The following is a 23,072-nucleotide window of genomic DNA, read 5'->3' as shown; positions in this document are numbered from 1 at the left end:
TATGCTCTATTTCACGGGGTTATTCCTCTTGGTCGTTGCCGTCAGCTTGGATGGTTTTGGTGTGGGTGTTACTTATGGTATGAGACAAATCCGCATTTCTTTCCTGGCATTAATGATCATCATGTTATGTACAGGAGTTATGGTTTTGACATCGATGACAATCGGGAGTTTATTAAGTGACTTCATTCCCTCTAGTGCTGCAGGAATATTCGGGAGCTTGATTTTAATTTCGATAGGATTATTTAGTTTATATAATGGCCTTGTATCAAAAAAGAGCACATTTGCGGAAGAAGATTCCATTACGGAAAATAAATTCGAAGAAAAGGAATGGAAGCTTGAGATAAAAGGATTAGGTCTGTTGATAACAGTACTTAAAAAACCACATATGGCAGATGTAGACAAATCAGGTACAATTTCAGCAAAAGAATCTTTATTACTAGGTTTCGCGCTGTCTCTTGATGCATTCGGTGCCGGGATCGGTGCGAATATGGTCAGTGCTTATCCCCCCATTCTAACTGCTGCATCAGCAGCTGCGATGAGCGGATTATTTATATTCTTCGGCATTAAATCAGGTTATATTTTAGCAAAAATAAAATGGATGCAGCGATTGGTGCTTATCCCCCCATGCCTATTGATCGCTCTCGGCCTTTTAAAAATGCTATAAGGACTTCCCTCCTTCTCGGGTGTTCATTTTCCGTATGGCGATACAGCTATTGCCGGAAAACCGAAACCTATTCACAGACCAGGGAGAAACGATTGCCATCCTGCATGCACAGGCTGCAGAATCCTTGAATTAAGTCTTGGCAAGCCATACATTCGATCGATGCTGTCCAGCCGGAAATATTGCAGATGATTTACGACGTCCTTTCCTGATACGGAAGCAGTCCTTTAAAAGGGCTGTTTTTTTATATGCAAATTTATAAATAAATCGACTCATTTGGGAGATTCTAACTGTATTACCGTAAACGGAGGAAACTTACAATGAGAAAAATGAGTCTATTCAGTTTGCTGATTGTTTTTATGATCAGTTTTGGAGTGGTGCCATCACAAGCGTTTGCTGAAAAACAGGAGGGGAAGACGGCTAAATCATCGATATTAATCGAACGGGATACAGGCCGCGTCCTGGCAGGGGAGAATATGGAAGAACAACTTCCCCCGGCGAGCATGACAAAAATCATGACGATGCTTTTGATCATGGAAGAAATCGACGCTGGCAGACTGCAATATGATGAAAGAGTCAGAGCCAGTGAGTATGCGGCAAGCATGGGAGGGTCGCAAATCTTCCTTGAACCCGGGGAAGAAATGACAGTGAAGGATTTGCTGAAAGGAATAGCAGTCGCATCGGGCAATGATGCAAGTGTGGCATTGGCCGAGAAGATTGCCGGAACAGAAGATGCTTTCGTGAAAAAGATGAATGAGAAGGCAAGGGAACTTGGCCTCTCCCATACAAAATTCCAAAATGCAACGGGTTTGCCGGCAGCGGATCACTATTCGACTGCCAAGGACATGGCGCTGATGGCAAGAGCATTGCTGGAGTATGAAGAAATCACCGAATTCACCAGCATTTATGAGGATTATCTGCGCAAGGATTCAGATGATCCATTCTGGCTTGTCAATACAAATAAGCTGGTAAAATTCTATCCTGGCGTCGATGGATTGAAAACCGGGTTTACAAAAGAAGCGAGATATTGTCTGACGGCAACTGCCAAGAAAGATGGTATGCGCGTGATTGCTGTCGTAATGGGAGCTGAAACACCTAAGCAGCGGAACAATGAAGTGTCGCGCCTGCTTGATTATGGTTTTAACCAATATACAATAAAACAGCTTTATAAACAGGAGCAGACTGTGGCCAAGCTTGATATGCTGAAGGCTCGCAGTGAAGATATTCCAGTCGTTACCGCCGAGCCTGTGTCCCTGCTTGTCAAAAAAGGGGAGAAGCTGGGTGAATTGTCGACGAAAGTCAGCTATCAGCCAGACCTGTCCCTGCCGCTCAAAGCCGGCGAACAAGTAGGCGTTCTGGAAGTGAAAGCGGATGGCAAGCTGATTTCCTCCACACCGCTAATCATGAAAGAGGATGTTCCGATGGCCAGCTATTGGCTGCTGATCAAACGCAGCTTCGACGATATGGTGAAATTCCGCTGATATTGCCTAAGACTTGCGAGTTTCTTCTATTTTTGTCACCCACAAGGTATTCGCCTTTTTCTGCAGAATTCTATAGACAGATAAAGGAGGAGAAAGCTATGGGATTGACAGTCGATTATGAATTGAAGGAATCCATCTTGCTGGCACGTCTCAATGGGGAACTCGACCATCATACAGCGAGCGAATTGAAGGAAAGCTGGCAGCTTGCCCTGCAGCAGCCAGGCATCAAGCATATGGTCCTGAACCTGGAATCTCTTTCATTTATGGATAGCTCGGGTCTGGGTGTCATTCTTGGCAGATATAAGGAACTGAAAGCAGAGGGACGGGAAATGGTCGTCTGCAGTCTGACACCGGCTGTGGAGAGGCTGTTTCAATTATCCGGTCTTTTCAAGATTATCCGGTTTGAAGAAAATGAGCGCTATGCGCTGGAAACTTTCGGGGTGGTATTATCATGAACACGAATATGATGCGGTTTTCCTTTTCTAGTCAGAGTCGAAACGAAGCGTTTGCCCGGGTGACAGTAGCGTCATTTGTCTCACAGCTTGATCCGACCATGGACGAGCTGACTGAAATCAAGACGGTTGTATCCGAAGCAGTGACCAATGCCATCATCCATGGCTATAATTCGGATCCCGACCAGATGATCACGATTATCTGCACACTCTCGGATGACGAAGTCGAGCTGATCATCCGGGATGAAGGCGTCGGCATCCCGGATGTGGAGCAGGCCATGGAGCCGCTGTTCACCTCCAAGCCGGATATGGAACGATCGGGCATGGGCTTCACGATCATGGAAAATTTCATGGATCATGTGTATGTGCATTCAGCAGAAGGGGAAGGCACGACGGTGACGATGAATAAGCAGTTCAATTCAAGCAAAGCCATGAGTCAGTAGGTGGGGCTGATGGATGTATATTTGAAACAGCAAAAGGCAAAGGAACAATTGACCGATAAGCAAGTGAAAACATACATCCAGTTAAGTCAGAATGGAGATAAAGAAGCACGGGATATACTTGTCGAAAGGAATGTACGACTCGTTTGGTCGGTCGTACAGCGTTTCATCAACCGCGGATATGAACCGGATGACCTGTTCCAGATCGGCTGTATAGGCTTGATCAAGTCGATCGATAAATTCGATCTGGCTTATGATGTCCGCTTCTCCACTTATGCAGTACCGATGATCATCGGTGAAATCCAGCGTTTCATCCGGGACGATGGCAGCTTGAAGGTCAGCCGATCGCTGAAAGAGACGGCCAACAAAGTAAGGAAGAAAAAAGAAGAAATGACCAAGGTGCTGAATCGAGTCCCTACCATTCAGGAAATCGCCAAGGAACTCGAGCTGTCCCCGGAGGAAATAATCCATGCGGAGGAGGCTGCCAAACTGCCGCACTCCATCCATGAGACGGTTTTCGAAAATGATGGTGATCCGATAACGCTGCTTGATCAGATTGCGGAACAGGATAATAACTGGTTCGATAAGCTGGCCTTGCAGGAAGCGATCCAGTCCCTTGGAGAAAGGGAACGGCTTATTGTGTATTTGCGGTTTTATAAGGATCAGACACAATCCGAAGTTTCCGAGCGTCTTGGCATCTCCCAAGTCCAGGTGTCCCGGCTCGAAAAAAAAATATTGGCTGCCATCAAGGAGCAATTGGAGAAGTAGCTTTTGCACATCGTGCAGAAGCTTTTTTTGTTGCCTGGAATTACCAGCATGTTTTCTGGTGCTTTTCCCATACTAAGGACAGAAACCCTTCTTCATAGGAGAGGTGTATATGCCAGCTATAGTATATATCCGATTCATTCGGAAAATCAAAACCGCTCCAAAGTCTGTCATCAAACTGAAGGACATCGCCTACATCGCGAATGCAGGAGAGCATAAGGAGCGCATGCTCGACACCGTCATTTACAGAATCGGCGAAAAAGACAGCAATATCGTTGTCCTGGATTGCTTTTCGGTGTTTCAGCAGCTGATGAAGCTGTTCCCCGATCACGAGCTTCAGCTGATTGGTGCGGAGCAGACGATCGTTCATGTCCAGCATTCGGCAAAACGCACAGTCTGGCCGCTAGTCATTCTTATTTGGCTGCTTTTGTTCATCGGATCTGCCATGACGATCATGAATTTTCATTTTGATGTTGCGATGGAGCCGGTGCAGCAGCAAATCCATTTTCTTTTGACGGGTGAAAAGCTATTGCATCCGCTTTGGCTGCAAATTCCATACAGCATCGGCATCGGAGTGGGGATGATCCTCTTTTTCAACCATGTATTCAAGAAAAGGCTGAATGAGGAGCCGAGCCCGCTGGAAGTGGAAATGCACAAATACCAGCGTGATATGGATGTTTATGTGGCTTATCACGAAAATGAATTGGAACAGCAGCATGTGGACCGCCATAGCTGAAGTGCTGATCGGGCTGAGTGCAGGACTTGCAACCGGAGCTGGATTTGTTGCTTTCCTCACGGTGCTTGGCATCATCCCAAGGCTTGTGCAGCTGAGCAAGACGCATGGGTTCCTGCTTACTTATGAAGCAGGGGTCACTGCCGGTGCTTGTGGCGGAACGATTCTTTCCTTCCATTATTTTCACTTCCATGCGCCGATTCTCTTGATTGTTTTTTGGGGTCTCTTGCATGGCATATTTGTCGGGATGCTTGCTGCAGCTTTGACGGAAGTGCTGAATGTATTCCCGATCCTGACCCGGCGTATCGGAATGGATGGCAGCATAATCTGGTTCTTCATGGCAATCGTCCTGGGGAAGATCACCGGCTCTTTATTCCAATGGCTTTTATTTTCCTATTAATCAAAGAGGTGACATCATGGATTCCAAGTTCAGAAAAGAAAATTATACCGACACAGCAAAAACGTATTACCCAAAAGTACCATACGTCAGAAACTGCCTGAAGGCCTTCTTTGTCGGCGGATTCATCTGCCTTATCGGCGAACTGCTGACCAAGTTTTATATGCAAGTATTCGATATGACACAGCAGGAGGCTGGTACGCCGACTGTCACGACACTGATCCTGCTTTCTGCCCTTTTGACCGGGATAGGGGTTTACGACCGCATCGCGCAATTTGCCGGAGCGGGATCGGCAGTACCGGTGACTGGCTTCGCCAATGCGGTGACCAGTGCTGCACTGGAATACAAATCTGAAGGATATGTACTCGGGGTAGGCTCCAATATGTTCAAACTAGCTGGGAGTGTCATTGTATTCGGGGTTACGTCGGCCTATATTGTCGGCATCATCCGGTATGTATTCAGCCAGCTGATCGGAGGATGAGAAAATGGTGAAAATAGGGAAGCAATCCTGGACGTTGAATCAGCCTGTTTATATCCAGGAAACTGGTACCAGTGTGGGACCGAAAGAAGCCAATGGCCCCTTGGGCAGTTTGTTCGATAAATCCTACGACAACCTGTACTGCGGGGAAGATAATTGGGAAATGGCGGAAAGGAAACTATTGCAGGATTCGATACAGATAACGTTGGAAAAAGCTGGTCTTAAGCCGCAGCATATCGATATGTTCATTGCAGGGGATCTGCTGAATCAGAATGTGAGCGCCAATTATACTGCACGTGATCTGGATATGTCCTATCTCGGGATGTTCGGTGCCTGCTCCACCAGCATGGAAACATTGGCTATCGCTTCCCATCTGGTCGATTCCGGAGCCGCAGATCGAATTTTGACAGCGGTCTGCAGTCATAATGCCACAGCCGAGCGGCAATTCCGGTTCCCGACGGAATATGGGAACCAAAAACCGGCTACAGCGACCAGTACCGCCACAGGTGCAGGATGCGCACTTGTCAGCAGGGAAAAAAGCCAGATCCGCATCGAAGGAGCGACGATCGGCAAGGTAGTCGATTTTGGTGCCACTAATGCCTTTGATCTTGGGAGTGCTATGGTTCCGGCTGCTTACGACACGATCAAACGGCACTTGAGTGATTTTGGCCGTACGCCTTCTGATTACGATTTGATCGTTACAGGTGATTTGTCGAGTGTCGGTTCGCCGATTCTTAAGGATATGCTCCGCAGTGACGGAATCAACATCGATGCCGTACATAAAGATTGCGGCAATTTGCTTTACAACCAGGATCAAGGAATGCTTGCCGGCGGCAGCGGAACAGCCTGTTCCGCTATCGTGACATACTCCCATCTGCTGGATGAGATGCGCAAGGGTACCTATAAACGAATATTGGTCACTGCGACGGGTGCCTTGATGAACCCGACAGTCATTCGGCAAAAGGAATCCATTCCAGCGATTGCGCATGGTGTAGTGCTGGTAAGGGAGGAGGGATGAGCATGGATTATTTCTGGGCATTTGTCATCGGAGGCCTGATCTGTGTCGTCGGTCAGCTGCTTCTGGATATTGCGAAACTGGATGCAGGACATGTCATGAGTACATTCGTTGTAGCTGGTTGCGTGCTTGACGGGTTCGACCTATATGATAATTTGATTGCCTTTGCCGGCGCCGGTGCTTCGGTGCCGATCACAAGTTTTGGTCATTCCTTGCTTCACGGTGCCATGGCGGAAGCGGATAAGCATGGCTTTTGGGGAATCGCACTCGGCATGTTCCAGCTGACATCCGCAGGTATCGCTGCAGCCATTCTTTTTGGATTCCTAGTGTCGGTATTCTTTAAGCCAAAGGGATGAACCCTGCATGAAGAAAGTCATTCTGATTACAGACGGTGACGCTTATGCCAAGCGGACAATTGATTACCTTGCCAAAAAGCTTGGCGGGACATCTTTATCCCATTTAGCGGATAATCCGATGACAATCGATGCTGATGTGATGAAAAATGCCATCCACTCTGCTGATGATGAACCGGTTTATGTCCTCCTTGATGACGGCGGTGTACCAGGCATCGGCAAGGGGGAAAAGCTGCTGAAGGCGATAAACGATGACCCGGGAATCGAAGTGATCGGTGCCTTGGCAGTTGCATCACATACACAAAATCAAGAATGGAGCAGAGTCAGCTTCTCGATCGATCAAGACGGGGAGCTGCTGCCATACGGAGTGGACAAGGAAGGTGTCATCACCGAGGAATTAGGCCGTATCAATGGGGATACTGTTTACTTATTGGATCAGTTGGATCTTCCGTTAGTCATTGCCATCGGGGATATTGGCAAGATGCACGGAAAGGACGCGATCGAACTTGGCTCCCCGATCACCGAACAAGCACTACGCATCATCCTTGAAAGGGAGGGAAGCCGAAATGGCTAAAGAACAGAAAACGCCTATACCATCAAAGATAGATGAAGTGAACGACTTCATGAAAGAGCGTGTGGGTGTCGGCGTATCATTCGACGTCGGTCATCGTACCTTGATCATTCTCAAAAAACGCGTTGAAATCTATTATACAACCGGTCTTGCGGATGCTGAAATCGTCCAGCGTGTGCTATCGAAATTGATGAGTATCAATGATGATGAAAGAAATGTAAACAAAGTTCCTGAAATCATCGAAAACCGTTTGGTGCACATGCAAGTAAGACGGACCGAAAGCCTTGATGATACTGTCGATCAATATCTGTCCGGATTGATTGTCGTTTTCATCGATGGCTGCGATTTTGCCTTCGTCGTCGATACAAGATCCTATCCGGGCAGACAGCCGGAAGAGCCGGATACAGAGAAGGTCATTCGCGGTCCGCGTGATGGGTATACGGAAAATATCATCATCAACACCGCCCTGACGCGCAGGAGGATCCGGGATGAGCGGCTTCGGTTGGAAATGATGCAAGTAGGGGAAAGATCGAAGACTGATATTTGCATTGCGTATATAGAAGATGTCGCCGACCCTAATTTAGTGAAGCTCATCAAAAAGGAATTGCGGGAGATCGAAATCGATGGATTGCCGATGTCTGATAAATCAGTGGAAGAGTTCATCGTAAAACAAGGCAACAGGCCTTTTCCGCTTGTCAGGTACACCGAAAGGCCCGACATAGGAGCTATTCACCTTTTTGAGGGTCATGTGCTGATCATTGTCGATACTTCACCTAGTGTCATCATCACGCCGACGACCTATTTTTCCCATTTGCAGCATGCCGAGGAATATCGGGAGTCGCCAGGACCTGGTTCATTCATACGCTGGGTCCGGCTGGTGGGGATATTTGTATCCTTGTTTCTTTTGCCTTTTTGGTATCTGATAACGGTTCATCCAGAACTGCTGCCGGAGACCATCGACTTTATCGGCCCGAACAAGGGAGGAGGACATATCCCTTTATTCCTCCAGATCCTTTTAGCCGATTTGGGAATTGAATTCCTCCGGTTGGCCGCGATCCATACGCCTACGCCGCTATCGACGGCAATGGGTCTTATCGCTGCTGTCCTGATTGGTGAAATCGCCATAAATGTAGGGCTGTTCACGCCAGAGGTCATCCTTTATGTTGCAGTTTCCGCTGTCGGCTCCTTTGTCACACCAAGCTTCGAGCTTAGTGTCTCGAATAAAATTACAAGGTTATTCTTCTTGATTGCAACTGCCATATTCGGGGTCCCTGGATTTGTCATAAGCATCACGCTGGCGATCTTGTTCCTGGTCGGAACCAGATCACTCAATACACCGTATATGTGGCCGTTCATCCCTTTCAATTTGAGGGCGCTTTTACAAGTGGTCTATCGGACCCCGGTTCCATTGTCCAAATATCGTCCAACTATCACGAATTCCCCTGATAAAACGAGGATGCCGAATTCATAGTTGCTAGAAAAATGAGAATATGGTACGTTTACTCTATCTATTTTTTATGAAAATTCGGGTAGTGCGGCGTTTGATGCGAAAGCTCATCTTCTTCCTATGCGGAAAGATGGGCTTTTGCTTATGCCGGACCGATGAAGACGTTGTTTGGAGGTAATAGTTTATGCAGCACCCATTTGTGATAAATGATCAGCATGTATTGGAAATCGGCGGTGTGGATGCCGTCACACTTGCTGATAAATATGGAACACCGCTATTCGTGTATGATGTCGGTATCATCCGGAAGAATGCCAAGGCATTTGTCGAAGCATTCGAGACTTTGGGAGTAAAGGCGCAAGTCGCATACGCCAGCAAGGCTTTTTCTTCCGTTGCCATGCTGCAAGTGGCCAAGCAGGAGAAACTATCCTTGGATGTCGTTTCGCAAGGAGAGCTGCATACTGCTTTGAAAGCAGGATTTCCGACGGAAAAGATTCATCTGCATGGCAATAATAAGAGTTATGAAGAACTTTCCATGGCTGTGAGACACGATATCGGCTGTGTGGTTGTGGATAACTTCCATGAAATTGCTTTATTGGAAGCGGTGCTGAAAGATCAAGGAAAGCAAATGGATGTCCTTCTGCGCGTCACTCCTGGTATCGAAGCACATACACATGACTACATTTTGACAGGGAATGAAGATTCCAAGTTCGGCTTCGATATTGCGAACGGTCAAGCAGAGGAAGCGTTCCTGAAGGTGAAGGACAGTGAAGTGATCAATATGAAAGGGCTGCATTGCCATATCGGTTCGCAGATTTTCGAGACGGACGGATTCCTGATGGCAGTGGACAGACTGTTCGAGCTGATCAAATCGTGGCAAACGAATTACGGCTTTGCACCGGCTGTGCTTAATGTGGGGGGCGGATTTGGGATTCGCTATACGGAAAGTGATGAACCGCTTCCGTTGTCTGATTATATTTATGCATTGGTGGAGCGGATCAAAGCCGAAGCAGAAAAAGCAGCAATCGAAATGCCGGAGATTTGGATCGAACCGGGCAGATCAATCGTGGGTAACGCAGCTGTCACCTTATATACGATCGGTTCTGTAAAGGAAATTCCAGGAGTGCGCAAATATGTTGCTGTGGATGGCGGGATGACGGATAATCTTCGTCCGGCACTTTACAATGCCGTTTATGAAGCAAAAATCGCCAATCGCGCGGATGAGCCGCCGGTCGAGACAGTCTCCATCGCCGGGAAGTGCTGTGAATCCGGCGATATGCTGATCTGGGATATCGATTTGCCGAAAGTGGAGGCAGGGGACTTGCTTGCCGTATTCAGTACCGGCGCCTATGGCTATGCTATGGCAAATAATTATAATCGCTTCGGCAGACCCGCTGTCGTCTTTGTCGAAAATGGGGAAGACAAACTTGTGGTAAGACGGGAAGAAGCAGAGGAATTGACAAGGCTGGACTTATCCTACGAATGAAAAAATCCTGTATGCACGCTGCATACAGGATTTTTTTCATTCCTCATCGAAAACTTTTACAGTTTCCATTGTGTCGCCATTTCTCATATTGCGAGCGACTTCCAGTCCTGATGTCACTTTACCGAAGACAGTGTGGACACCATCCAAGTGAGGCTGCGGCTCATGCACGATGAAGAATTGGCTGGAGCCGGTATCTTTTCCTGCGTGTGCCATGGAAAGGCTGCCTGCTTCATGTTTGTGGGGGTTTCCTTCTGTTTCGCATTTGATCGTCTTTCCGCTTCCGCCCATGCCGGTACCTGTCGGGTCGCCGCCTTGGCTTACGAAGCCAGGGATGACACGGTGGAAAATGACGCCATCATAAAAACCGGAGTTTGCGAGCTGTTCAAAGTTCGCTACTGTGTTCGGTGCTTCCTCCGGATAGAGTTCGAATTCGATTTTATCGCCATCCAGCATCAGGATGTAACCTTTTTTTGCCATTTGCTTGTCCTCCTAAAATTGAAAAGAGTATGTACTCCTTGATGATGATACCACATAAACGATTATCCTCGCCATATTCTGCTTATGTCCATTGTATGGGGCTTGAAATACAGGGAAAACTAGCAAGGAATTTCCTTGCCGAAGTCCTGCAGGGAATATATGGATGAAAAGAGAATGTAAAGTTGACAAAAAACGTAGATAGGTTTTAAATAAGACTACGTAAGGCAGGAGCTGAAACACAGTTGCAGGATAGTGACAAACAAGAGAAGGTGCTTTTCTGGATCATGATGGGAGTGAGTGTCCTGTTTCTTCTGTCTATGATCAGAAGGTTATTTTCTTAATGAGGGGTTATTATGCTAATACGTTACAAGAAGTCAATGGAAAAAATCGCAATGGGACTTTTATCTTTCATGCCCAATGTAAAAGAAGTGAAAAAACTGCAGGGAACGATCCAGGAATACAATGACAACCCAAATTGGCACTTGTTTCTTTGGAAAGATGAAGATGATATCCTTGGTGCGATAGGTGTCGTAATCGATGAGGATAAAGCCATCGTGCAGCATATTTCGGTTGACCCTTCCCACCGGGGGAATGGCATCGGCAAACAAATGGTTTGCGAGCTGCGGAATATGTACGCGCCGATGCATCAAGTCATGGCGACGGATGAAACAAAGAATTTCCTTGAGAAATGCGAAACAGAAGCTTAAAATAAAAACCAGCCTCCTATCGAAGGCTGGTTTTCTTTGTACTATCGGCTTAGAGCCAAGCAGCACCTACGATGATTAGAAGAATGAAAAGCACAACGATCAAAGCAAATCCTCCGCCGTAGCTACCCATGGTGGAATTCCTCCTTTGTATGATAAGACTCAGATAAATGCCGGGATAACCGAACATTTATCTTACGGTATAAGGTATGACAGGAGGAAAGCCGGGGTTTGGGCGGTTGTGAACTTTTTTCGGAAGGAGGAGATACTGTGCAAGGATACAGTGTGAAATTGGATGGATTCGAAGGACCGCTCGATCTGCTCCTGCATTTGATCAATCAATATGAAATCGATATTTATGATATTCCGGTGGCTGTGATCACCGAGCAATATATGCATTATATACATACGATGCAGCAATTGGAACTGAATATTGCCAGTGAGTATCTGGTCATGGCGGCAACGCTGCTTGCCATGAAGAGCCAGCTGCTGCTGCCCAATCAGGCAGCACTCGATGAAGATGCACTGATGGAGGAGGAAGATCCCCGGGATGAGCTGATGCACCGTTTGATTGAGTATCGCAAATTCAAGGAAGCTGCCGAGGAGCTGAAGGCGAAAGAACTGTCAGCAGACAAGCTTTATACCAGACCGCCGGCCCCGCTTCCTGATAAGCCGGAATTGAAGCCGCTGGAGCCAGGTGAAGTGACTGTCTATGATATGGTGGCCGCTCTGCAGCGAGTCTTTCGCAGGAGGGAATGGAGCCGGCCGCTCGATACGAAGATACAGCGGGCCGAAATCGTGCTGGAAGATCGGATGGGCGAAGTGCTTCAAACTGTCAGGAATAAAAAAAATGGAGTAGATTTCTTCGAGCTCTTCCCGGAACGGACGAAGCAGCATATCGTGGTTACTTTCATGGCGATATTGGAATTGATGAAGAAACAGCAGGTTTTCTGCAGACAAAAACAGCATTTTGATGAGCTAATCGTATTTGAAATGGGGATACACGATGGAAGTACCGTATAACAGTATTTTGGAAGGGCTGTTGTTTGCAGCCGGCGATGAAGGATTAACAAAGAAACAGCTCATGCATGCATTGGATTTAGGGGAAGAAGAAGTGGAGAAGGAACTGGCTGCGCTGAAAGAGGCATACGACTCTCCGACCCGCGGATTATCCATCATGGAGATGAAAGGTGCCTATCATCTGACAACGAAGCAAGAGCATGCAGTTTATCATCGCAAACTCCTCGAATCGCCGCAGAGCAGCAAGCTGTCACAGGCTGCACTGGAGACGCTGGCGATCATTGCCTATAAACAGCCGATTACCAGAGTCGAGGTCGAGGAAGTGCGCGGTGTGAAAAGTGAGCGGCCGATCCAGACGCTCGTAGCCAGGGGGTTCATCGAAGAGAGCGGCCGTAAGGAAGGCATCGGGAGACCGATCCTTTATGTTACGACACTTGCATTCCTTGCTTATTTCGGCCTGCATTCCCTCGATGATCTGCCTCCGCTGCCGGAGGATGTCGACGATCCGGAAAATGAAGCGGATTTGTTCTTTGAAGATTTCCCAGCAGAAACAGAGTGACAAGATTCCCCTCGCCATCTGGGTACATATGCTAGGGCGAGGTGAGCGATCTTGAACAATAGAAATTACCTGGAAGCATTGCTGGAATGGAGCAATGCCATGGAAGTATATGCAGGCAAGTCCCATGAAGGGGACTGGGCAGCCGATCTCAGGGAGCTTCGGCAGAACTTGCAGCATGTCCTATCGTCCGACACAGTTTCCCGGGAAGCGATCCATCAGTTCAGGCAGGATGCAGAAAGAATTGCAGCCAGGGCCGAACAGTCATCCCGGCAGAACAGCATCCGCTGGGGGCAGCACCGTCTGCCGCCGCTTCCCTATCGATTCGATGCATTGGAGCCGTATATCAGCAGGGAAATCATGGAGCTGCACTATACGAAGCATCATCAATCCTATGTCGATGGACTGAACAAAGCAGAGGAAATGCTCTATCTGAATCGCAAGGATAAAACGAGCTCGGATTATAAGCATTATTTCAGGGAGCAATCCTTCCATGGCTCAGGGCATTTTCTTCATACGATCTTTTGGTACAATATGTCGCCTAATGGAGGTGGAGAGCCAAGTGGTCAGCTGGCTCAGCAAATCCGCAAAGATTTTGGCTCCTTCAGCAGATTCAAGGAGATGTTCTCAGCCGCAGCAGACAGTGTCGAAGGAGTCGGCTGGGCCATCCTGGTCTGGGAACCGAGATCACACCACCTGGCAATCCAGACACTGGAGAAGCATCAGTTCTTCAGCCTGCTTGATACGATACCTTTGCTTGTATTGGACATGTGGGAGCATGCTTATTATCTCCAATACAAGACTGAGAAAAAGCAGTATATCGAAAACTGGTGGAATGTTGTCAATTGGGCGAATGTGACACAAAGATTCCAGGCAGCCAAACAAGTGAAATGGGCTCCGTTTTGAGCATCGACCCCTATCCGGATATGGATAGGGGTTTTTCACTTGTTCATAAGCTTGTCTCTGGTGCATACACTGATGATAGATGACCAAGGGAGGTTCGAAACATGTTAAAGCGCATGCTGATTGTCATGACTGCCATTATCCTATGTGTTACATTCCTGCCGGGACAAGCTGCCGCCAAACCTGGAGTATCAGCTGATGCGGCTATCTTGATGGAGCTCTCCACAGGCAGGATCCTATATGAGAAAAATGCAACCGATCCGAAACGGATTGCCAGTATCACAAAAATCATGACAGCGATCATCGCCATTGAATCCGGCAAGATGGATGAGGAAGTCACTGTCAGCAAAAATGCGGTGTATACCGAGGGTTCTTCCATTTATCTGAAGGAAGGTGAAAAGATACAGCTGAAAGACTTGGTATATGGGCTGATGCTTCGATCCGGCAATGACGCAGCCGTAGCCATCGCCGAGCATGTCGGCGGCAGCGAGGAAGGTTTCACGCATCTGATGAATGAAAAAGCGGCATGGCTTGGAATGCAGGATTCCCATTTTGATAATCCGCATGGGCTGGATACAGAGACACATCACAGTACAGCGTATGACATGGCATTATTGACGAGATACGCCATGCAGAATGATACCTTCCGAAAAATCAGTGCTACGAAAACATACAGAGCAGACTCCAAGAAATATGCCTGGGGCAATAAGAATAAGATGCTGACACGCTACTATGAATATTCCACCGGCGGGAAAACAGGCTATACGAAGAAAGCGGGCAGAACACTGGTGAGCACGGCGGAGAAGGATGGCATGGAGCTGGTTGTCGTCACGATCGATGATCCGGATGACTGGCGCGATCATATGAATCTTTTTGATTGGGGCTTTGAGGAATATAAGCTCACCAAATTGAAACAGTCCGAGACGGGCACTTCGATCATATACCCTGTCTCCAAACAAGAGAAGCACCAGGCACAAACGAAGACATATCTCCTGCATCCGGATAAACAAGAAAAGAAACAGCAGGTAGGTACGGATGTTTATTACCTGAATGATAAAAAGATCGGCACCGTCCCGATTTATTCGATCCCGCAAAAACCGACCCTGGCCGGTACGGCCAAAAAAGTCTTTGATGAACTGGCAGGTGTCCGCCTATGGTGAATTATATCTGGGCAGCGATGGCGATCGGAGGCATCATTTACGCCATGATAAACGGCACGATGGACGAAGTGAATAAAGCAATCTTCAAAAGCGCGGATGATGCAGTGGTGCTGGCGATCAGTTTGATAAGTGTGATGGTGTTTTGGCTTGGTATCACAAAAATAGCGGAAGCAGCAGGCCTGTTGAATGGGCTGGTCAAGATGGCAAAGCCATTCATCGCCAGATTGTTTCCGGATATCCCAAAGGACCATCCCGCCATGGGATATATCTTATCCAATTTGACGGCCAACTTCTTCGGGCTCGGCAATGCCGCGACGCCAATGGGGATCAAGGCGATGGAGGAGATGAAGAAGCTCAGTGATAGTCCGAAGGCGAGTCGTTCGATGATCACCTTCCTGGCTGTCAATACTTCCAGTCTGACACTCATCCCGACTACAGTGCTTGCGGTCAGGATGAAATATGAATCCCAGTCACCAACCGAAATCGTCAGTGCCACCTTGCTGGCTTCCATCATTTCATTCATTGGGGCAATCTTGATCGATCGGATTTTCTATGAGATCCGGAGGCGGAAGGAGCGGCATGTATGAGCCTTTTTACTACAGCCAGTATATGGATCATTCCCTGTCTGATCCTCGTGGTATTGGCGATCGCGACAGCCAAAAAGCTGCCGACATATGAGCTGTTTGTGGATGGCGGGAAGGAAGGAATCAGTCTGGCCATCTCCATTCTTCCCTTTTTGCTTGGGATGCTGGTTTCCATTTCCATTCTCCGTGCATCCGGGGCATTAGATGCGCTTATCGGTCTGATTACACCTTTCTTGAGTTTTCTCGGAATGCCCGCTGATATCGTCCCGCTGGCGCTCGTCAGACCGATCAGCGGGACAGCCGCTTTAGGCATGACAACGGAACTGATTGCGACCCACGGCCCCGACTCTTTCATCGGCCGGCTCGCTTCTGTCCTGCAAGGGAGCACGGATACGACCTTCTATGTGCTGACAGTGTATTTTGGCGCAGTCGGTATCCGTAAAATGGGAGATGCATTAAAAGTTGGACTGTTGGCTGATGTTATTGGTATAATGGCTTCAATCATTGTAGTAACGATTATATTCGGAGCATGAGAAGCGTTGACAATCGTTAACGCTCTTTCTTTGTTCCTGATGATAAAGGTGAGGATCAGTACATGGATAAACAAGCAGAACGCCTGCAGAAAGTCATCGCCCATAGCGGCATTACGTCAAGAAGGAAAGCCGAGACGATGATCCTGGAAGGCAAAGTCAAGGTCAATGGCAAGGTCGTGAAGGAACTCGGCGTAAAAGTAACCGATAAGGATACGGTGGAAGTGAATGGTATACCGCTTGAAAGGGAGAAGTTGGTCTATTATATGCTGTACAAGCCTCGCGGCGTCATTTCCAGCGTGCAGGATGAGAAGGATAGGAAAGTCGTGCTGGATTTAATGCCGGAAGTGACGGAGAGGGTCTATCCGATCGGCCGGCTTGATTATGATACTTCTGGTTTGCTGCTTTTGACGAACGATGGGGAGTTCGCCAATATGCTGATGCACCCCAGCCAGAAAATCGATAAAGTATACGTGGCAAAAGTCAAAGGCATACCGAGTCAGGAAGATTTGAAGCAATTGAAACGGGGTGTCATGATCGATGGGCACAAATGCAAAGCAGTCTACACGAAGCTGATGAGTGCCGACAGGAAGAAAAATACAAGTCTTATCCAGATCATCCTGCATGAAGGGCGCAACCGCCAGGTAAGAAAGATGATGGAAAGAATCCAATTCCCTGTCCAGAAGCTCAAGCGGGAAAGGTACGGATTCCTGACGCTTGAAGGATTGCAGCCGGGCTCCTATCGGAAGCTCACGCCGGAGGAAGTGCACCGTTTCAAACAGGAATACAAAGAAAAACGTAAATAATTTGTCAAACTTGGCAAGTGGCCGACATGCTATACTTGGCTAAGAGGTGAGTATATTTGACATCCACTCGCAAACGGCGTTTTTACGTACGCGTGACTGTCCTTGCCGTCCTGGCTGGCATGGTTTTGACAGCAGGATGGCAGCTGCTTCATGAGGGAAGGTCCAAAAAAGTGGAACCCGGGGAGGGAGCTCCGGATTTCATGCTCACGGATATCCGGACAGGTGAAGAGTTCAGGCTGTCCGATATGCAAGGCAAGGGTGTCCTTGTCAATTTTTGGGCAACCTATTGTGAACCATGCAAGCAGGAAATGCCTTTGTTTGAAGAGGCATCCAATACATATGAAAACCAAAACGTCATCTTTGCTGCCATCAGCGAGGATGAAAGTACGCTCGTGATCGATCGCTTCCGGGAAAAATACAAGCTCTCTTTTCCGATCATGCAGGATAATGGACAGGTGATGGAAGCATATGGAGTAGATGCACTGCCGGCTACATTCTTCGTTCGTGCCGACGGAACCGTCAGCAGGACAATCTATGGTCCATTGCAGACTGATCGCCTGGAAGATTATTTGGATGAGATAGTGCCTTGAGAAAAGAGGCGATGTATATGCAGGAATGTGCTTATTGCAAGGATGTAAACAAGCTGGAGGATGGCCGATGTCCAAGCTGCGGCCGACGCTCGGCCAAAAAAATGGATATGCGCTACGAAGGGGCTGTGCGCCGGTCGCAGATGCGTGATCGGACCTTGATCGATAAAGTATGGCGCTTTTTCTCCTCTGTACGGAATGGGATGTATCTATTGATCCTGACAATACTGGCGACTGCCATCGGGACCATCCTGCCGCAGCGGGCTTACATACCAATCGGAAGGATGCCGGGGGAATTTTATGCAGCTGAATACGGTGCATTCGGCAGACTGTATCATTACTTAGGTCTCGATCAGCTGTACAGCTCATGGTGGTATATGACTTTGCTCGGATTGCTTGGCGCCAGCATCTTGATTGCCAGCATCGATCGATTCTTCCCTCTGTATCGTGCATTGAAAATGCAGCCTGTGCAGCGCAAGGATCATTTTTTGAAGCGTCAGATGTATGTCAAAGATGATGTCATACTTGATCCGGGTCGATTGATGAAGGAAATCAGGGCGAAGCGCTATCATGTCCGGCAGGACGGGGAAAGCTATTTGGCAGAGAAGAATAGGTTCGCAAGATGGGGACCTTATGTAAACCATATTGGACTGCTGCTCGTTCTGCTGGGTGCTTTCTTGCGGCTTTTCCCTTTCTTCTACCAGGATGAATTCGTTTGGATAAGAGAAGGAGAAACGGCGGTCGTACCCGACACGGACCAGTCGCTGTTCATCAAGAATGAGCGATTCAGTGTGGATACATACGATGCGGACGATCCCAAATTCGAAGCTGCGATCGAACAAGAAGGCAGGGCGATACCAAAAAGCTTCATGACAGATATCACGGTCTATGGGGCAGAGGAACATATCGCAGGTGATGTACCGGATTTGAAACCGCTGAAACAAATGCAGGTTTCCGTGAATCATCCAGTACACGCAGCAGGGTTTACGATCTATCAATCAGGTTATCAGCTGAACGAGTTCAGCAGCCTGACCTTCCGTGCCGAGAATCAGGACGGCAGTACAGCGGATTTCCGCGTCGATACTGAGAATCCCCAACCAAGTTATGAACTCGATAACGGGCTGCATGCAGAATTGATCGATTATTATCCTGATTACCGGCTGGAAGAGGATAAAGTGATCACGAAAACAAAATACCCGCGTAATCCAGCTTTTGTTTTCGATATCTCGGATGGGGATGGACATAAGGAAAGACTGTTCGTGACACTTGATGATGCTGTGCCGGCGACAGGGACGGACAATTACAGCGTTCGCGCAGTCGATTATGATACCCATCATGTAAGCGGGTTATCGGTGAAACGAGATTGGACATTGCCGGTATTTTTGCTCGGGGGTGTCATCTTCATGATCGGTCTCATTCAAGGGCTATATTGGCAGCATCGTCGAATTTGGATCAAAAGACAGACCGATGGCTCGTATTTGATTGCCGGACATACGAATAAACATGCATCCTCCTTCGAAAGAGAATTGGATCTTATTTGGGATAGCTATGAAAAAGGGGGGAGCAGCTGATGGAAAATCTGTCTATCATAAGCGGGCATCTGCTCGAAGCTGCTTTTATCAGTTATTTGTTAGGTGTGATCCTGTTTACATGGTCTGCGGTCAGGAAACAGCAGCGCTGGCCTGCACGCTTCGCTTGGATGATCACCGCTGCGGGATGGCTTGCACAGCTTGGCTTTTTCATCCTTCGATGGGTGTACAGCGGACATGCACCTGTAAGCAATCTATTTGAATTCATGACCTTCTTCGGTATGATGCTCATCCTGGTGACGTTGATCATGTATCGTTCCTATCGCTATCCATTGCTGGCCGTGATGGCTTTGATGATCAGCATCCTGCTCATTGGCTGTGCTGCTATGTTTCCGCGTGAAGTGGCACCGCTTGTACCCTCCCTGCAAAGTCACTGGCTGTATATCCATGTGACGACAGCTGCACTTGGCGAAGCGGTGCTCTCCGTCAGCTTTTTTGCAGGGTTTTTATATATCCTGCATGAAACGGATCAGGAGAAACAGCATAAAAGGGCAAGGGTGATCGAAGGCTTTCTCGTTCTCATCCTATCCGTGGCAGGCTATGTGCTGCTTGCATTTTTGTTCCGGATGTTCGATTACACCGCTAATGTGATAGGAACGGAAGCAAGCATCATCTATCAGCTTCCGCCTATTTTTGTTCCAGACGGCACTGTATCCTCGCCATTTGGGATCCAGATCATCGTACCGGATTGGCTCCGCGGCGAAAATGCGGCTCAAAAGCTGAATACCATCATCTTATCCTTGATCGCAGGCTGCCTCCTTTACCTAATCATCCGCATCTTTACTAGGAAGAGGATTGGAGCAGCGTTGCAGCCGCTGGTACGGAAATTGCCGAAGGATGCCTTGGATGATATCGGCTATCGATCTGTCGCAGTCGGGTTCCCTATCTTCACGCTCGGTGCCCTCATCTTCGCGATGATTTGGGCCCAGCAGGCATGGGACCGTTTCTGGGGCTGGGATCCCAAGGAAGTGTGGGCACTGGTCACTTGGCTTTTCTATGCCGCTTATCTGCATATCCGTATGCTGAGAGGCTGGCGGGGCATCCGTTCCGCCTGGCTTGCCGTAATCGGCTTTTGTGTGATCATGTTCAATTTGCTGGCAGTAAACTTGCTTATCGTAGGTTTGCACGCGTATGCTTAACATAAAAAAGAGAAAAGGGGAAGGATCATGGAAACAGACGCACATATTCTTGTAGTAGACGATGAAGAAAGGATCCGCAGACTCGTACGCATGTACTTGGAAAAGGAAGGCTACACGCTTGATGAGGCTGCTGATGGGGAGCAAGGACTGCAAATGGCACTCGAGACAGATTATGATGCCATCCTGCTGGATGTCATGATGCCAGGCAAGGACGGAATCGAGGTTTGCCAGGAAATACGCAAGGAAAAAGGTACCCCGATCATCATGCTTACAGCCAAAGGGGAAGAAGCTGACCGTGTGGAAGGATTCGAAGTCGGTGCAGATGATTATATTGTGAAGCCGTTCAGTCCCCGGGAAGTCGTTCTTCGTGTCAAAGCTCTTTTGAGAAGATCTTCGACGACAAAATACCTGCATACAGATGCAAAAGCGAAAGACTTGCTTGTATTCCCCCATCTTACCATCGATAAGGATGCCCACCGGGTGACAGCCGATAACCAGGAAGTGACTTTGACACCGAAGGAATACGAACTGCTCCACTTCCTTGCGTCCACGCCGGATAAGGTTTACGGACGGGAAGAGCTGTTGAAGCAGGTCTGGAAATATGAATTTTTCGGTGATTTGCGGACGGTCGATACACATGTGAAAAGACTCCGTGAAAAACTAAGCAAGGTTTCAGAAGAGGCAGCTTCCATGATTGTGACAGTATGGGGTGTCGGTTACAAATTCGAAGCTGATAAAAGCTGATGCTTTGGGGCAGTGTTGTCAACAAGCTATGGCTGACCATCTTGCTGCTTGTGTCAGTCGTCCTTGGCCTGCTGACTTTTCTTTTACTGGAATTCTTCGGTAATTTTCATATTGAAGAGGCCGAAGAAAGTCTGATGCAAACAGCGACGAAGGTTTCTATCTTGATGGAAGAAATAGACGATAAGGATACGGTATATGATACGGCGGAGCGGGTGCAGGATCCGAATTCGCGCATTGCCATCCTCCAAGATGACGAACTTTGGCTATCGGGGACCGATGAGCAGTCGGAGCCTTTGCCGGGCGTGGACAAAGATTGGCTGCTGGCAGATCCGGAATTGAAAAAGGCTGCTGTGAATGGGAAAGATGTTTCCAAGCAGCTTATCCTTCCTGACTCCGACAGAAGTGTGATTGCGGTCGGGACGCCGCTCCAGGACGGTTCGGGTGCGGTTTATGTCTATCAATCACTCGCTGTCGTGAAGGAGACCGGCAACCAAACGACGCAAATCATCCTGCTGGGGGCAGGCATTGCCTTTATCCTGACGACTGTGTTTGCATTCTTCCTGTCATCCAGGATCACCAAACCGCTGATCAAGATGCAGGATGCGGCATTGAATGTCGCCCGGGGCCAATTCGGGACGGAAGTGCCTGTTGTCACACATGATGAAATCGGGATGCTGGCTATGGCCTTCAACAAGATGGGAAAACAGCTGGAATTCAATATAAATGCACTCAGTCAGGAAAAAGAACATCTTTCCCGTGTCGTCAATGCCATGGTGGATGGTGTCGTCATGATCAACCGGCAGGGCGAGCTTACGGTGACGAATCCGCCTGCCGAAGCATTCATTCATGATTGGCAATTCGAGAATGGGGAAACCTTCCATGAAGTGCCTGGCGTCTGGCTGGAAATCATGGAAAGTGTCGTCGCGACTGCCTCTGAAGTAACACGCGAAGTGACGATCCAAGGCAGGGAATGGGTGATCATCGCGACGCCGCTGTATGATGATGCGACCATTCGCGGGGCGGTAGCAGTCGTGCGGGATATGACGCAAGAACGCAGGCTGAATAAACTGCGTGAGGATTTCATCACCAATATAACCCATGAATTGCGGACGCCCATCTCCTTGCTGCAAGGTTATAGTGAGGCGATCATTGATGATATCGCTGATACAGTGGAAGCAAAAAATGAATTGGCACAGATCATCCATGACGAATCTTTGCGGATAGGGAGGCTTGTCAATCAGCTGCTCGACCTTGCCCGCATGGAAGCAGGAGATACGAATCTGGTAATGGAGGATGTGGAGATCAATCCATTCCTGGAACGAATTGTGCGCAAGTTCCAAGGATTGGCCGATGAACGGGAAATCAAGCTCGGACTCGTCAATACGGTTGAGAGGAGCACCTACCATTTTGCACCCGATGCAATCGAACAGGTGCTGACGAATTTGATAGATAACGCGATTACCCATACGGAAAATGCCGGAGCAGTCCAGGTACTCGTTTCGGACGAAAAAGAAGAGCTCGTGATGATCGTCAAAGATTCCGGCAGCGGCATACCGGAAGAAGACCTGCCTTTTGTTTTTGAACGGTTTTACAAGGCTGATAAATCAAGGACCAGAAAAACTGCAAAAACAGGAAATGGCTTAGGACTGGCTATCGCAAAGAACATCGTCCAGGCCCACAATGGGACAATCAAAGTAACGAGTAAGCTTCATGAGGGGACAACATTCACTATCCGTCTCCCGCAGGATACAAACCTGACATAATATGATAAAATAAGCTGGATTCAAAGCATGCAAGGTGTCGAAAGACTTGATAGGGAATACGGTGTGACTCCGTGACTGTCCTCGCAGCTGTAATTACCGCCGGACAGAGCAAAACCACTGTCTTTTATGATGGGAAGGGCTCTTAGTAGATGAAGGTATCAGTCAGCAGACCTGCCCTGTATGCTTCTGTTTCACCGCTTCGAGGACTGAGCGGGTGAAGCGGCAGCTTCTGAT

General features: G+C 48.2%; 28 protein-coding genes and 1 riboswitch. Of the genes, 26 read left to right on the top strand and 2 right to left on the bottom strand.

What is annotated here, in order from left to right; translation table 11 throughout:
* Position 1: 1 nt before the first annotated feature.
* The 13 genes from ytaF to lysA all read left to right on the top strand — a co-directional run bounded on the left by ytaF (position 2) and on the right by lysA (position 10,276).
* Positions 2-664 carry a sporulation membrane protein YtaF gene (gene ytaF, locus CHH53_RS06510; protein ID WP_095215311.1) on the top strand — a complete coding sequence of 221 codons (663 nt, stop codon included), beginning with the start codon at positions 2-4 and terminating at the stop codon, positions 662-664.
* A gap of 317 nt (positions 665-981) precedes the next feature.
* A complete protein-coding gene (locus tag CHH53_RS06505) occupies positions 982-2,142 on the top strand; it encodes a D-alanyl-D-alanine carboxypeptidase family protein (RefSeq protein WP_095215310.1) in 1,161 nt (386 codons plus the stop codon).
* A 98-nt stretch (positions 2,143-2,240) separates the two neighbouring features.
* Positions 2,241-2,597, top strand: coding sequence for an anti-sigma F factor antagonist (spoIIAA, locus tag CHH53_RS06500; RefSeq protein ID WP_095215309.1), 357 nt, complete (start codon positions 2,241-2,243; stop codon positions 2,595-2,597).
* Complete coding sequence (gene spoIIAB / locus CHH53_RS06495; protein WP_095215308.1) at positions 2,594-3,037, top strand: anti-sigma F factor; 444 nt, start codon at positions 2,594-2,596, stop codon at positions 3,035-3,037. The genes spoIIAA and spoIIAB overlap by 4 nt, the downstream gene beginning before the upstream one ends.
* A gap of 9 nt (positions 3,038-3,046) precedes the next feature.
* Complete coding sequence (sigF, locus tag CHH53_RS06490) at positions 3,047-3,802, top strand: RNA polymerase sporulation sigma factor SigF (protein WP_095215307.1); 756 nt, start codon at positions 3,047-3,049, stop codon at positions 3,800-3,802.
* A 109-nt stretch (positions 3,803-3,911) separates the two neighbouring features.
* Positions 3,912-4,535 (top strand): stage V sporulation protein AA, encoded by a 624-nt coding sequence (locus CHH53_RS06485; RefSeq protein ID WP_095215306.1) that lies wholly within the window; start codon positions 3,912-3,914, stop codon positions 4,533-4,535.
* Complete coding sequence (locus CHH53_RS06480) at positions 4,516-4,932, top strand: stage V sporulation protein AB (protein WP_095215305.1); 417 nt, start codon at positions 4,516-4,518, stop codon at positions 4,930-4,932. Before CHH53_RS06485 ends, CHH53_RS06480 begins: the two co-directional genes overlap by 20 nt.
* Before the next feature lie 16 nt (positions 4,933-4,948).
* Entirely contained in the window at positions 4,949-5,410 is a 462-nt protein-coding gene (gene spoVAC, locus CHH53_RS06475) for a stage V sporulation protein AC (protein ID WP_095215304.1), read from the top strand.
* Positions 5,411-5,414: 4 nt separating this feature from the next.
* Positions 5,415-6,425 (top strand): stage V sporulation protein AD, encoded by a 1,011-nt coding sequence (gene spoVAD, locus CHH53_RS06470; RefSeq protein WP_095215303.1) that lies wholly within the window; start codon positions 5,415-5,417, stop codon positions 6,423-6,425.
* 2 nt (positions 6,426-6,427) lie between these two features.
* Positions 6,428-6,778, top strand: a complete 351-nt coding sequence (gene spoVAE, locus CHH53_RS06465) for a stage V sporulation protein AE (protein ID WP_095215302.1) — start codon at positions 6,428-6,430, stop codon at positions 6,776-6,778.
* Positions 6,779-6,785: 7 nt separating this feature from the next.
* Positions 6,786-7,349 (top strand): stage V sporulation protein SpoVABEA, encoded by a 564-nt coding sequence (gene spoVAEA / locus CHH53_RS06460; RefSeq protein WP_095215301.1) that lies wholly within the window; start codon positions 6,786-6,788, stop codon positions 7,347-7,349.
* Complete coding sequence (locus CHH53_RS06455) at positions 7,342-8,817, top strand: spore germination protein (RefSeq protein WP_095215300.1); 1,476 nt, start codon at positions 7,342-7,344, stop codon at positions 8,815-8,817. Before spoVAEA ends, CHH53_RS06455 begins: the two co-directional genes overlap by 8 nt.
* Positions 8,818-8,977: 160 nt before the next feature.
* On the top strand, positions 8,978-10,276 hold the full coding sequence (gene lysA / locus CHH53_RS06450; RefSeq protein ID WP_095215299.1) for a diaminopimelate decarboxylase: 1,299 nt from the start codon (positions 8,978-8,980) through the stop codon (positions 10,274-10,276).
* Between the two features lie 36 nt (positions 10,277-10,312).
* Here the strand turns inward: lysA and CHH53_RS06445 are convergent, their stop codons facing one another.
* Positions 10,313-10,753: a peptidylprolyl isomerase gene (locus tag CHH53_RS06445; RefSeq protein ID WP_095215298.1), complete on the bottom strand. Its 441-nt coding sequence runs from the start codon at positions 10,751-10,753 to the stop codon at positions 10,313-10,315.
* A gap of 353 nt (positions 10,754-11,106) precedes the next feature.
* On the opposite strand from CHH53_RS06445, the gene CHH53_RS06440 reads away from it, so the two are divergent.
* Positions 11,107-11,460 carry a GNAT family N-acetyltransferase gene (locus tag CHH53_RS06440; RefSeq protein ID WP_095215297.1) on the top strand — a complete coding sequence of 118 codons (354 nt, stop codon included), beginning with the start codon at positions 11,107-11,109 and terminating at the stop codon, positions 11,458-11,460.
* 49 nt (positions 11,461-11,509) lie between these two features.
* Here the strand turns inward: CHH53_RS06440 and CHH53_RS17135 are convergent, their stop codons facing one another.
* Positions 11,510-11,590: a YjcZ family sporulation protein gene (locus CHH53_RS17135; protein WP_038561009.1), complete on the bottom strand. Its 81-nt coding sequence runs from the start codon at positions 11,588-11,590 to the stop codon at positions 11,510-11,512.
* A gap of 137 nt (positions 11,591-11,727) precedes the next feature.
* On the opposite strand from CHH53_RS17135, the gene CHH53_RS06430 reads away from it, so the two are divergent.
* The 12 genes from CHH53_RS06430 (at position 11,728) to CHH53_RS06375 (ending at position 22,838) form a co-directional block, all read left to right on the top strand.
* Entirely contained in the window at positions 11,728-12,480 is a 753-nt protein-coding gene (locus tag CHH53_RS06430; RefSeq protein ID WP_095215396.1) for a segregation/condensation protein A, read from the top strand.
* The gene (gene scpB, locus CHH53_RS06425; protein ID WP_095215295.1) at positions 12,464-13,036 is read left to right on the top strand and encodes an SMC-Scp complex subunit ScpB; all 573 of its coding nucleotides are present in this window, start codon (positions 12,464-12,466) and stop codon (positions 13,034-13,036) included. The genes CHH53_RS06430 and scpB overlap by 17 nt, the downstream gene beginning before the upstream one ends.
* Before the next feature lie 51 nt (positions 13,037-13,087).
* Complete coding sequence (locus tag CHH53_RS06420) at positions 13,088-13,939, top strand: superoxide dismutase (protein ID WP_233134884.1); 852 nt, start codon at positions 13,088-13,090, stop codon at positions 13,937-13,939.
* A 101-nt stretch (positions 13,940-14,040) separates the two neighbouring features.
* A complete protein-coding gene (locus CHH53_RS06415) occupies positions 14,041-15,096 on the top strand; it encodes a D-alanyl-D-alanine carboxypeptidase family protein (protein ID WP_095215294.1) in 1,056 nt (351 codons plus the stop codon).
* Positions 15,090-15,683, top strand: coding sequence for a nucleoside recognition domain-containing protein (locus CHH53_RS06410; RefSeq protein ID WP_095215293.1), 594 nt, complete (start codon positions 15,090-15,092; stop codon positions 15,681-15,683). Before CHH53_RS06415 ends, CHH53_RS06410 begins: the two co-directional genes overlap by 7 nt.
* Entirely contained in the window at positions 15,680-16,213 is a 534-nt protein-coding gene (locus tag CHH53_RS06405; protein ID WP_095215292.1) for a spore maturation protein, read from the top strand. Before CHH53_RS06410 ends, CHH53_RS06405 begins: the two co-directional genes overlap by 4 nt.
* 62 nt (positions 16,214-16,275) lie before the next feature.
* Positions 16,276-17,016: a pseudouridine synthase gene (locus tag CHH53_RS06400; RefSeq protein ID WP_095215291.1), complete on the top strand. Its 741-nt coding sequence runs from the start codon at positions 16,276-16,278 to the stop codon at positions 17,014-17,016.
* A gap of 56 nt (positions 17,017-17,072) precedes the next feature.
* A complete protein-coding gene (locus CHH53_RS06395; protein WP_095215290.1) occupies positions 17,073-17,606 on the top strand; it encodes a redoxin domain-containing protein in 534 nt (177 codons plus the stop codon).
* Between the two features lie 17 nt (positions 17,607-17,623).
* A complete protein-coding gene (gene resB / locus CHH53_RS06390; protein WP_158221502.1) occupies positions 17,624-19,174 on the top strand; it encodes a cytochrome c biogenesis protein ResB in 1,551 nt (516 codons plus the stop codon).
* Positions 19,174-20,331, top strand: coding sequence for a c-type cytochrome biogenesis protein CcsB (ccsB, locus tag CHH53_RS06385; RefSeq protein WP_095215288.1), 1,158 nt, complete (start codon positions 19,174-19,176; stop codon positions 20,329-20,331). Before resB ends, ccsB begins: the two co-directional genes overlap by 1 nt.
* Before the next feature lie 27 nt (positions 20,332-20,358).
* Entirely contained in the window at positions 20,359-21,075 is a 717-nt protein-coding gene (locus CHH53_RS06380; RefSeq protein WP_095215287.1) for a response regulator transcription factor, read from the top strand.
* Entirely contained in the window at positions 21,075-22,838 is a 1,764-nt protein-coding gene (locus tag CHH53_RS06375; RefSeq protein ID WP_198946027.1) for an ATP-binding protein, read from the top strand. Before CHH53_RS06380 ends, CHH53_RS06375 begins: the two co-directional genes overlap by 1 nt.
* 15 nt (positions 22,839-22,853) lie before the next feature.
* A riboswitch (cobalamin riboswitch) is annotated at positions 22,854-23,031 on the top strand.
* Positions 23,032-23,072 lie beyond the last annotated feature (41 nt).

The sequence above is a fragment of the Terribacillus sp. 7520-G genome, assembly GCF_002271665.1.
Taxonomy (GTDB): Bacteria; Bacillota; Bacilli; order Bacillales; family Amphibacillaceae; genus Terribacillus.
This window is presented reverse-complemented; position numbering and strand designations above follow the sequence as displayed.

Coding starts and splice junctions, on each gene's coding strand:
- CHH53_RS17135 (WP_038561009.1), bottom strand. CDS start 11,590: ATGGGTAGCTACGGCGGAGGATTTGCTTTGATCGTTGTGCTTTTCATT.
- spoVAEA (WP_095215301.1), top strand. CDS start 6,786: ATGAAGAAAGTCATTCTGATTACAGACGGTGACGCTTATGCCAAGCGG.
- resB (WP_158221502.1), top strand. CDS start 17,624: ATGCAGGAATGTGCTTATTGCAAGGATGTAAACAAGCTGGAGGATGGC.
- CHH53_RS06375 (WP_198946027.1), top strand. CDS start 21,075: ATGCTTTGGGGCAGTGTTGTCAACAAGCTATGGCTGACCATCTTGCTG.
- CHH53_RS06410 (WP_095215293.1), top strand. CDS start 15,090: ATGGTGAATTATATCTGGGCAGCGATGGCGATCGGAGGCATCATTTAC.
- CHH53_RS06505 (WP_095215310.1), top strand. CDS start 982: ATGAGAAAAATGAGTCTATTCAGTTTGCTGATTGTTTTTATGATCAGT.
- CHH53_RS06480 (WP_095215305.1), top strand. CDS start 4,516: ATGTGGACCGCCATAGCTGAAGTGCTGATCGGGCTGAGTGCAGGACTT.
- ytaF (WP_095215311.1), top strand. CDS start 2: ATGCTCTATTTCACGGGGTTATTCCTCTTGGTCGTTGCCGTCAGCTTG.
- spoIIAA (WP_095215309.1), top strand. CDS start 2,241: ATGGGATTGACAGTCGATTATGAATTGAAGGAATCCATCTTGCTGGCA.
- CHH53_RS06445 (WP_095215298.1), bottom strand. CDS start 10,753: ATGGCAAAAAAAGGTTACATCCTGATGCTGGATGGCGATAAAATCGAA.
- lysA (WP_095215299.1), top strand. CDS start 8,978: ATGCAGCACCCATTTGTGATAAATGATCAGCATGTATTGGAAATCGGC.
- ccsB (WP_095215288.1), top strand. CDS start 19,174: ATGGAAAATCTGTCTATCATAAGCGGGCATCTGCTCGAAGCTGCTTTT.
- spoVAE (WP_095215302.1), top strand. CDS start 6,428: ATGGATTATTTCTGGGCATTTGTCATCGGAGGCCTGATCTGTGTCGTC.
- CHH53_RS06400 (WP_095215291.1), top strand. CDS start 16,276: ATGGATAAACAAGCAGAACGCCTGCAGAAAGTCATCGCCCATAGCGGC.
- CHH53_RS06485 (WP_095215306.1), top strand. CDS start 3,912: ATGCCAGCTATAGTATATATCCGATTCATTCGGAAAATCAAAACCGCT.
- spoIIAB (WP_095215308.1), top strand. CDS start 2,594: ATGAACACGAATATGATGCGGTTTTCCTTTTCTAGTCAGAGTCGAAAC.
- CHH53_RS06380 (WP_095215287.1), top strand. CDS start 20,359: ATGGAAACAGACGCACATATTCTTGTAGTAGACGATGAAGAAAGGATC.
- spoVAC (WP_095215304.1), top strand. CDS start 4,949: ATGGATTCCAAGTTCAGAAAAGAAAATTATACCGACACAGCAAAAACG.
- CHH53_RS06455 (WP_095215300.1), top strand. CDS start 7,342: ATGGCTAAAGAACAGAAAACGCCTATACCATCAAAGATAGATGAAGTG.
- CHH53_RS06440 (WP_095215297.1), top strand. CDS start 11,107: ATGCTAATACGTTACAAGAAGTCAATGGAAAAAATCGCAATGGGACTT.
- sigF (WP_095215307.1), top strand. CDS start 3,047: ATGGATGTATATTTGAAACAGCAAAAGGCAAAGGAACAATTGACCGAT.
- scpB (WP_095215295.1), top strand. CDS start 12,464: ATGGAAGTACCGTATAACAGTATTTTGGAAGGGCTGTTGTTTGCAGCC.
- spoVAD (WP_095215303.1), top strand. CDS start 5,415: ATGGTGAAAATAGGGAAGCAATCCTGGACGTTGAATCAGCCTGTTTAT.
- CHH53_RS06405 (WP_095215292.1), top strand. CDS start 15,680: ATGAGCCTTTTTACTACAGCCAGTATATGGATCATTCCCTGTCTGATC.
- CHH53_RS06415 (WP_095215294.1), top strand. CDS start 14,041: ATGTTAAAGCGCATGCTGATTGTCATGACTGCCATTATCCTATGTGTT.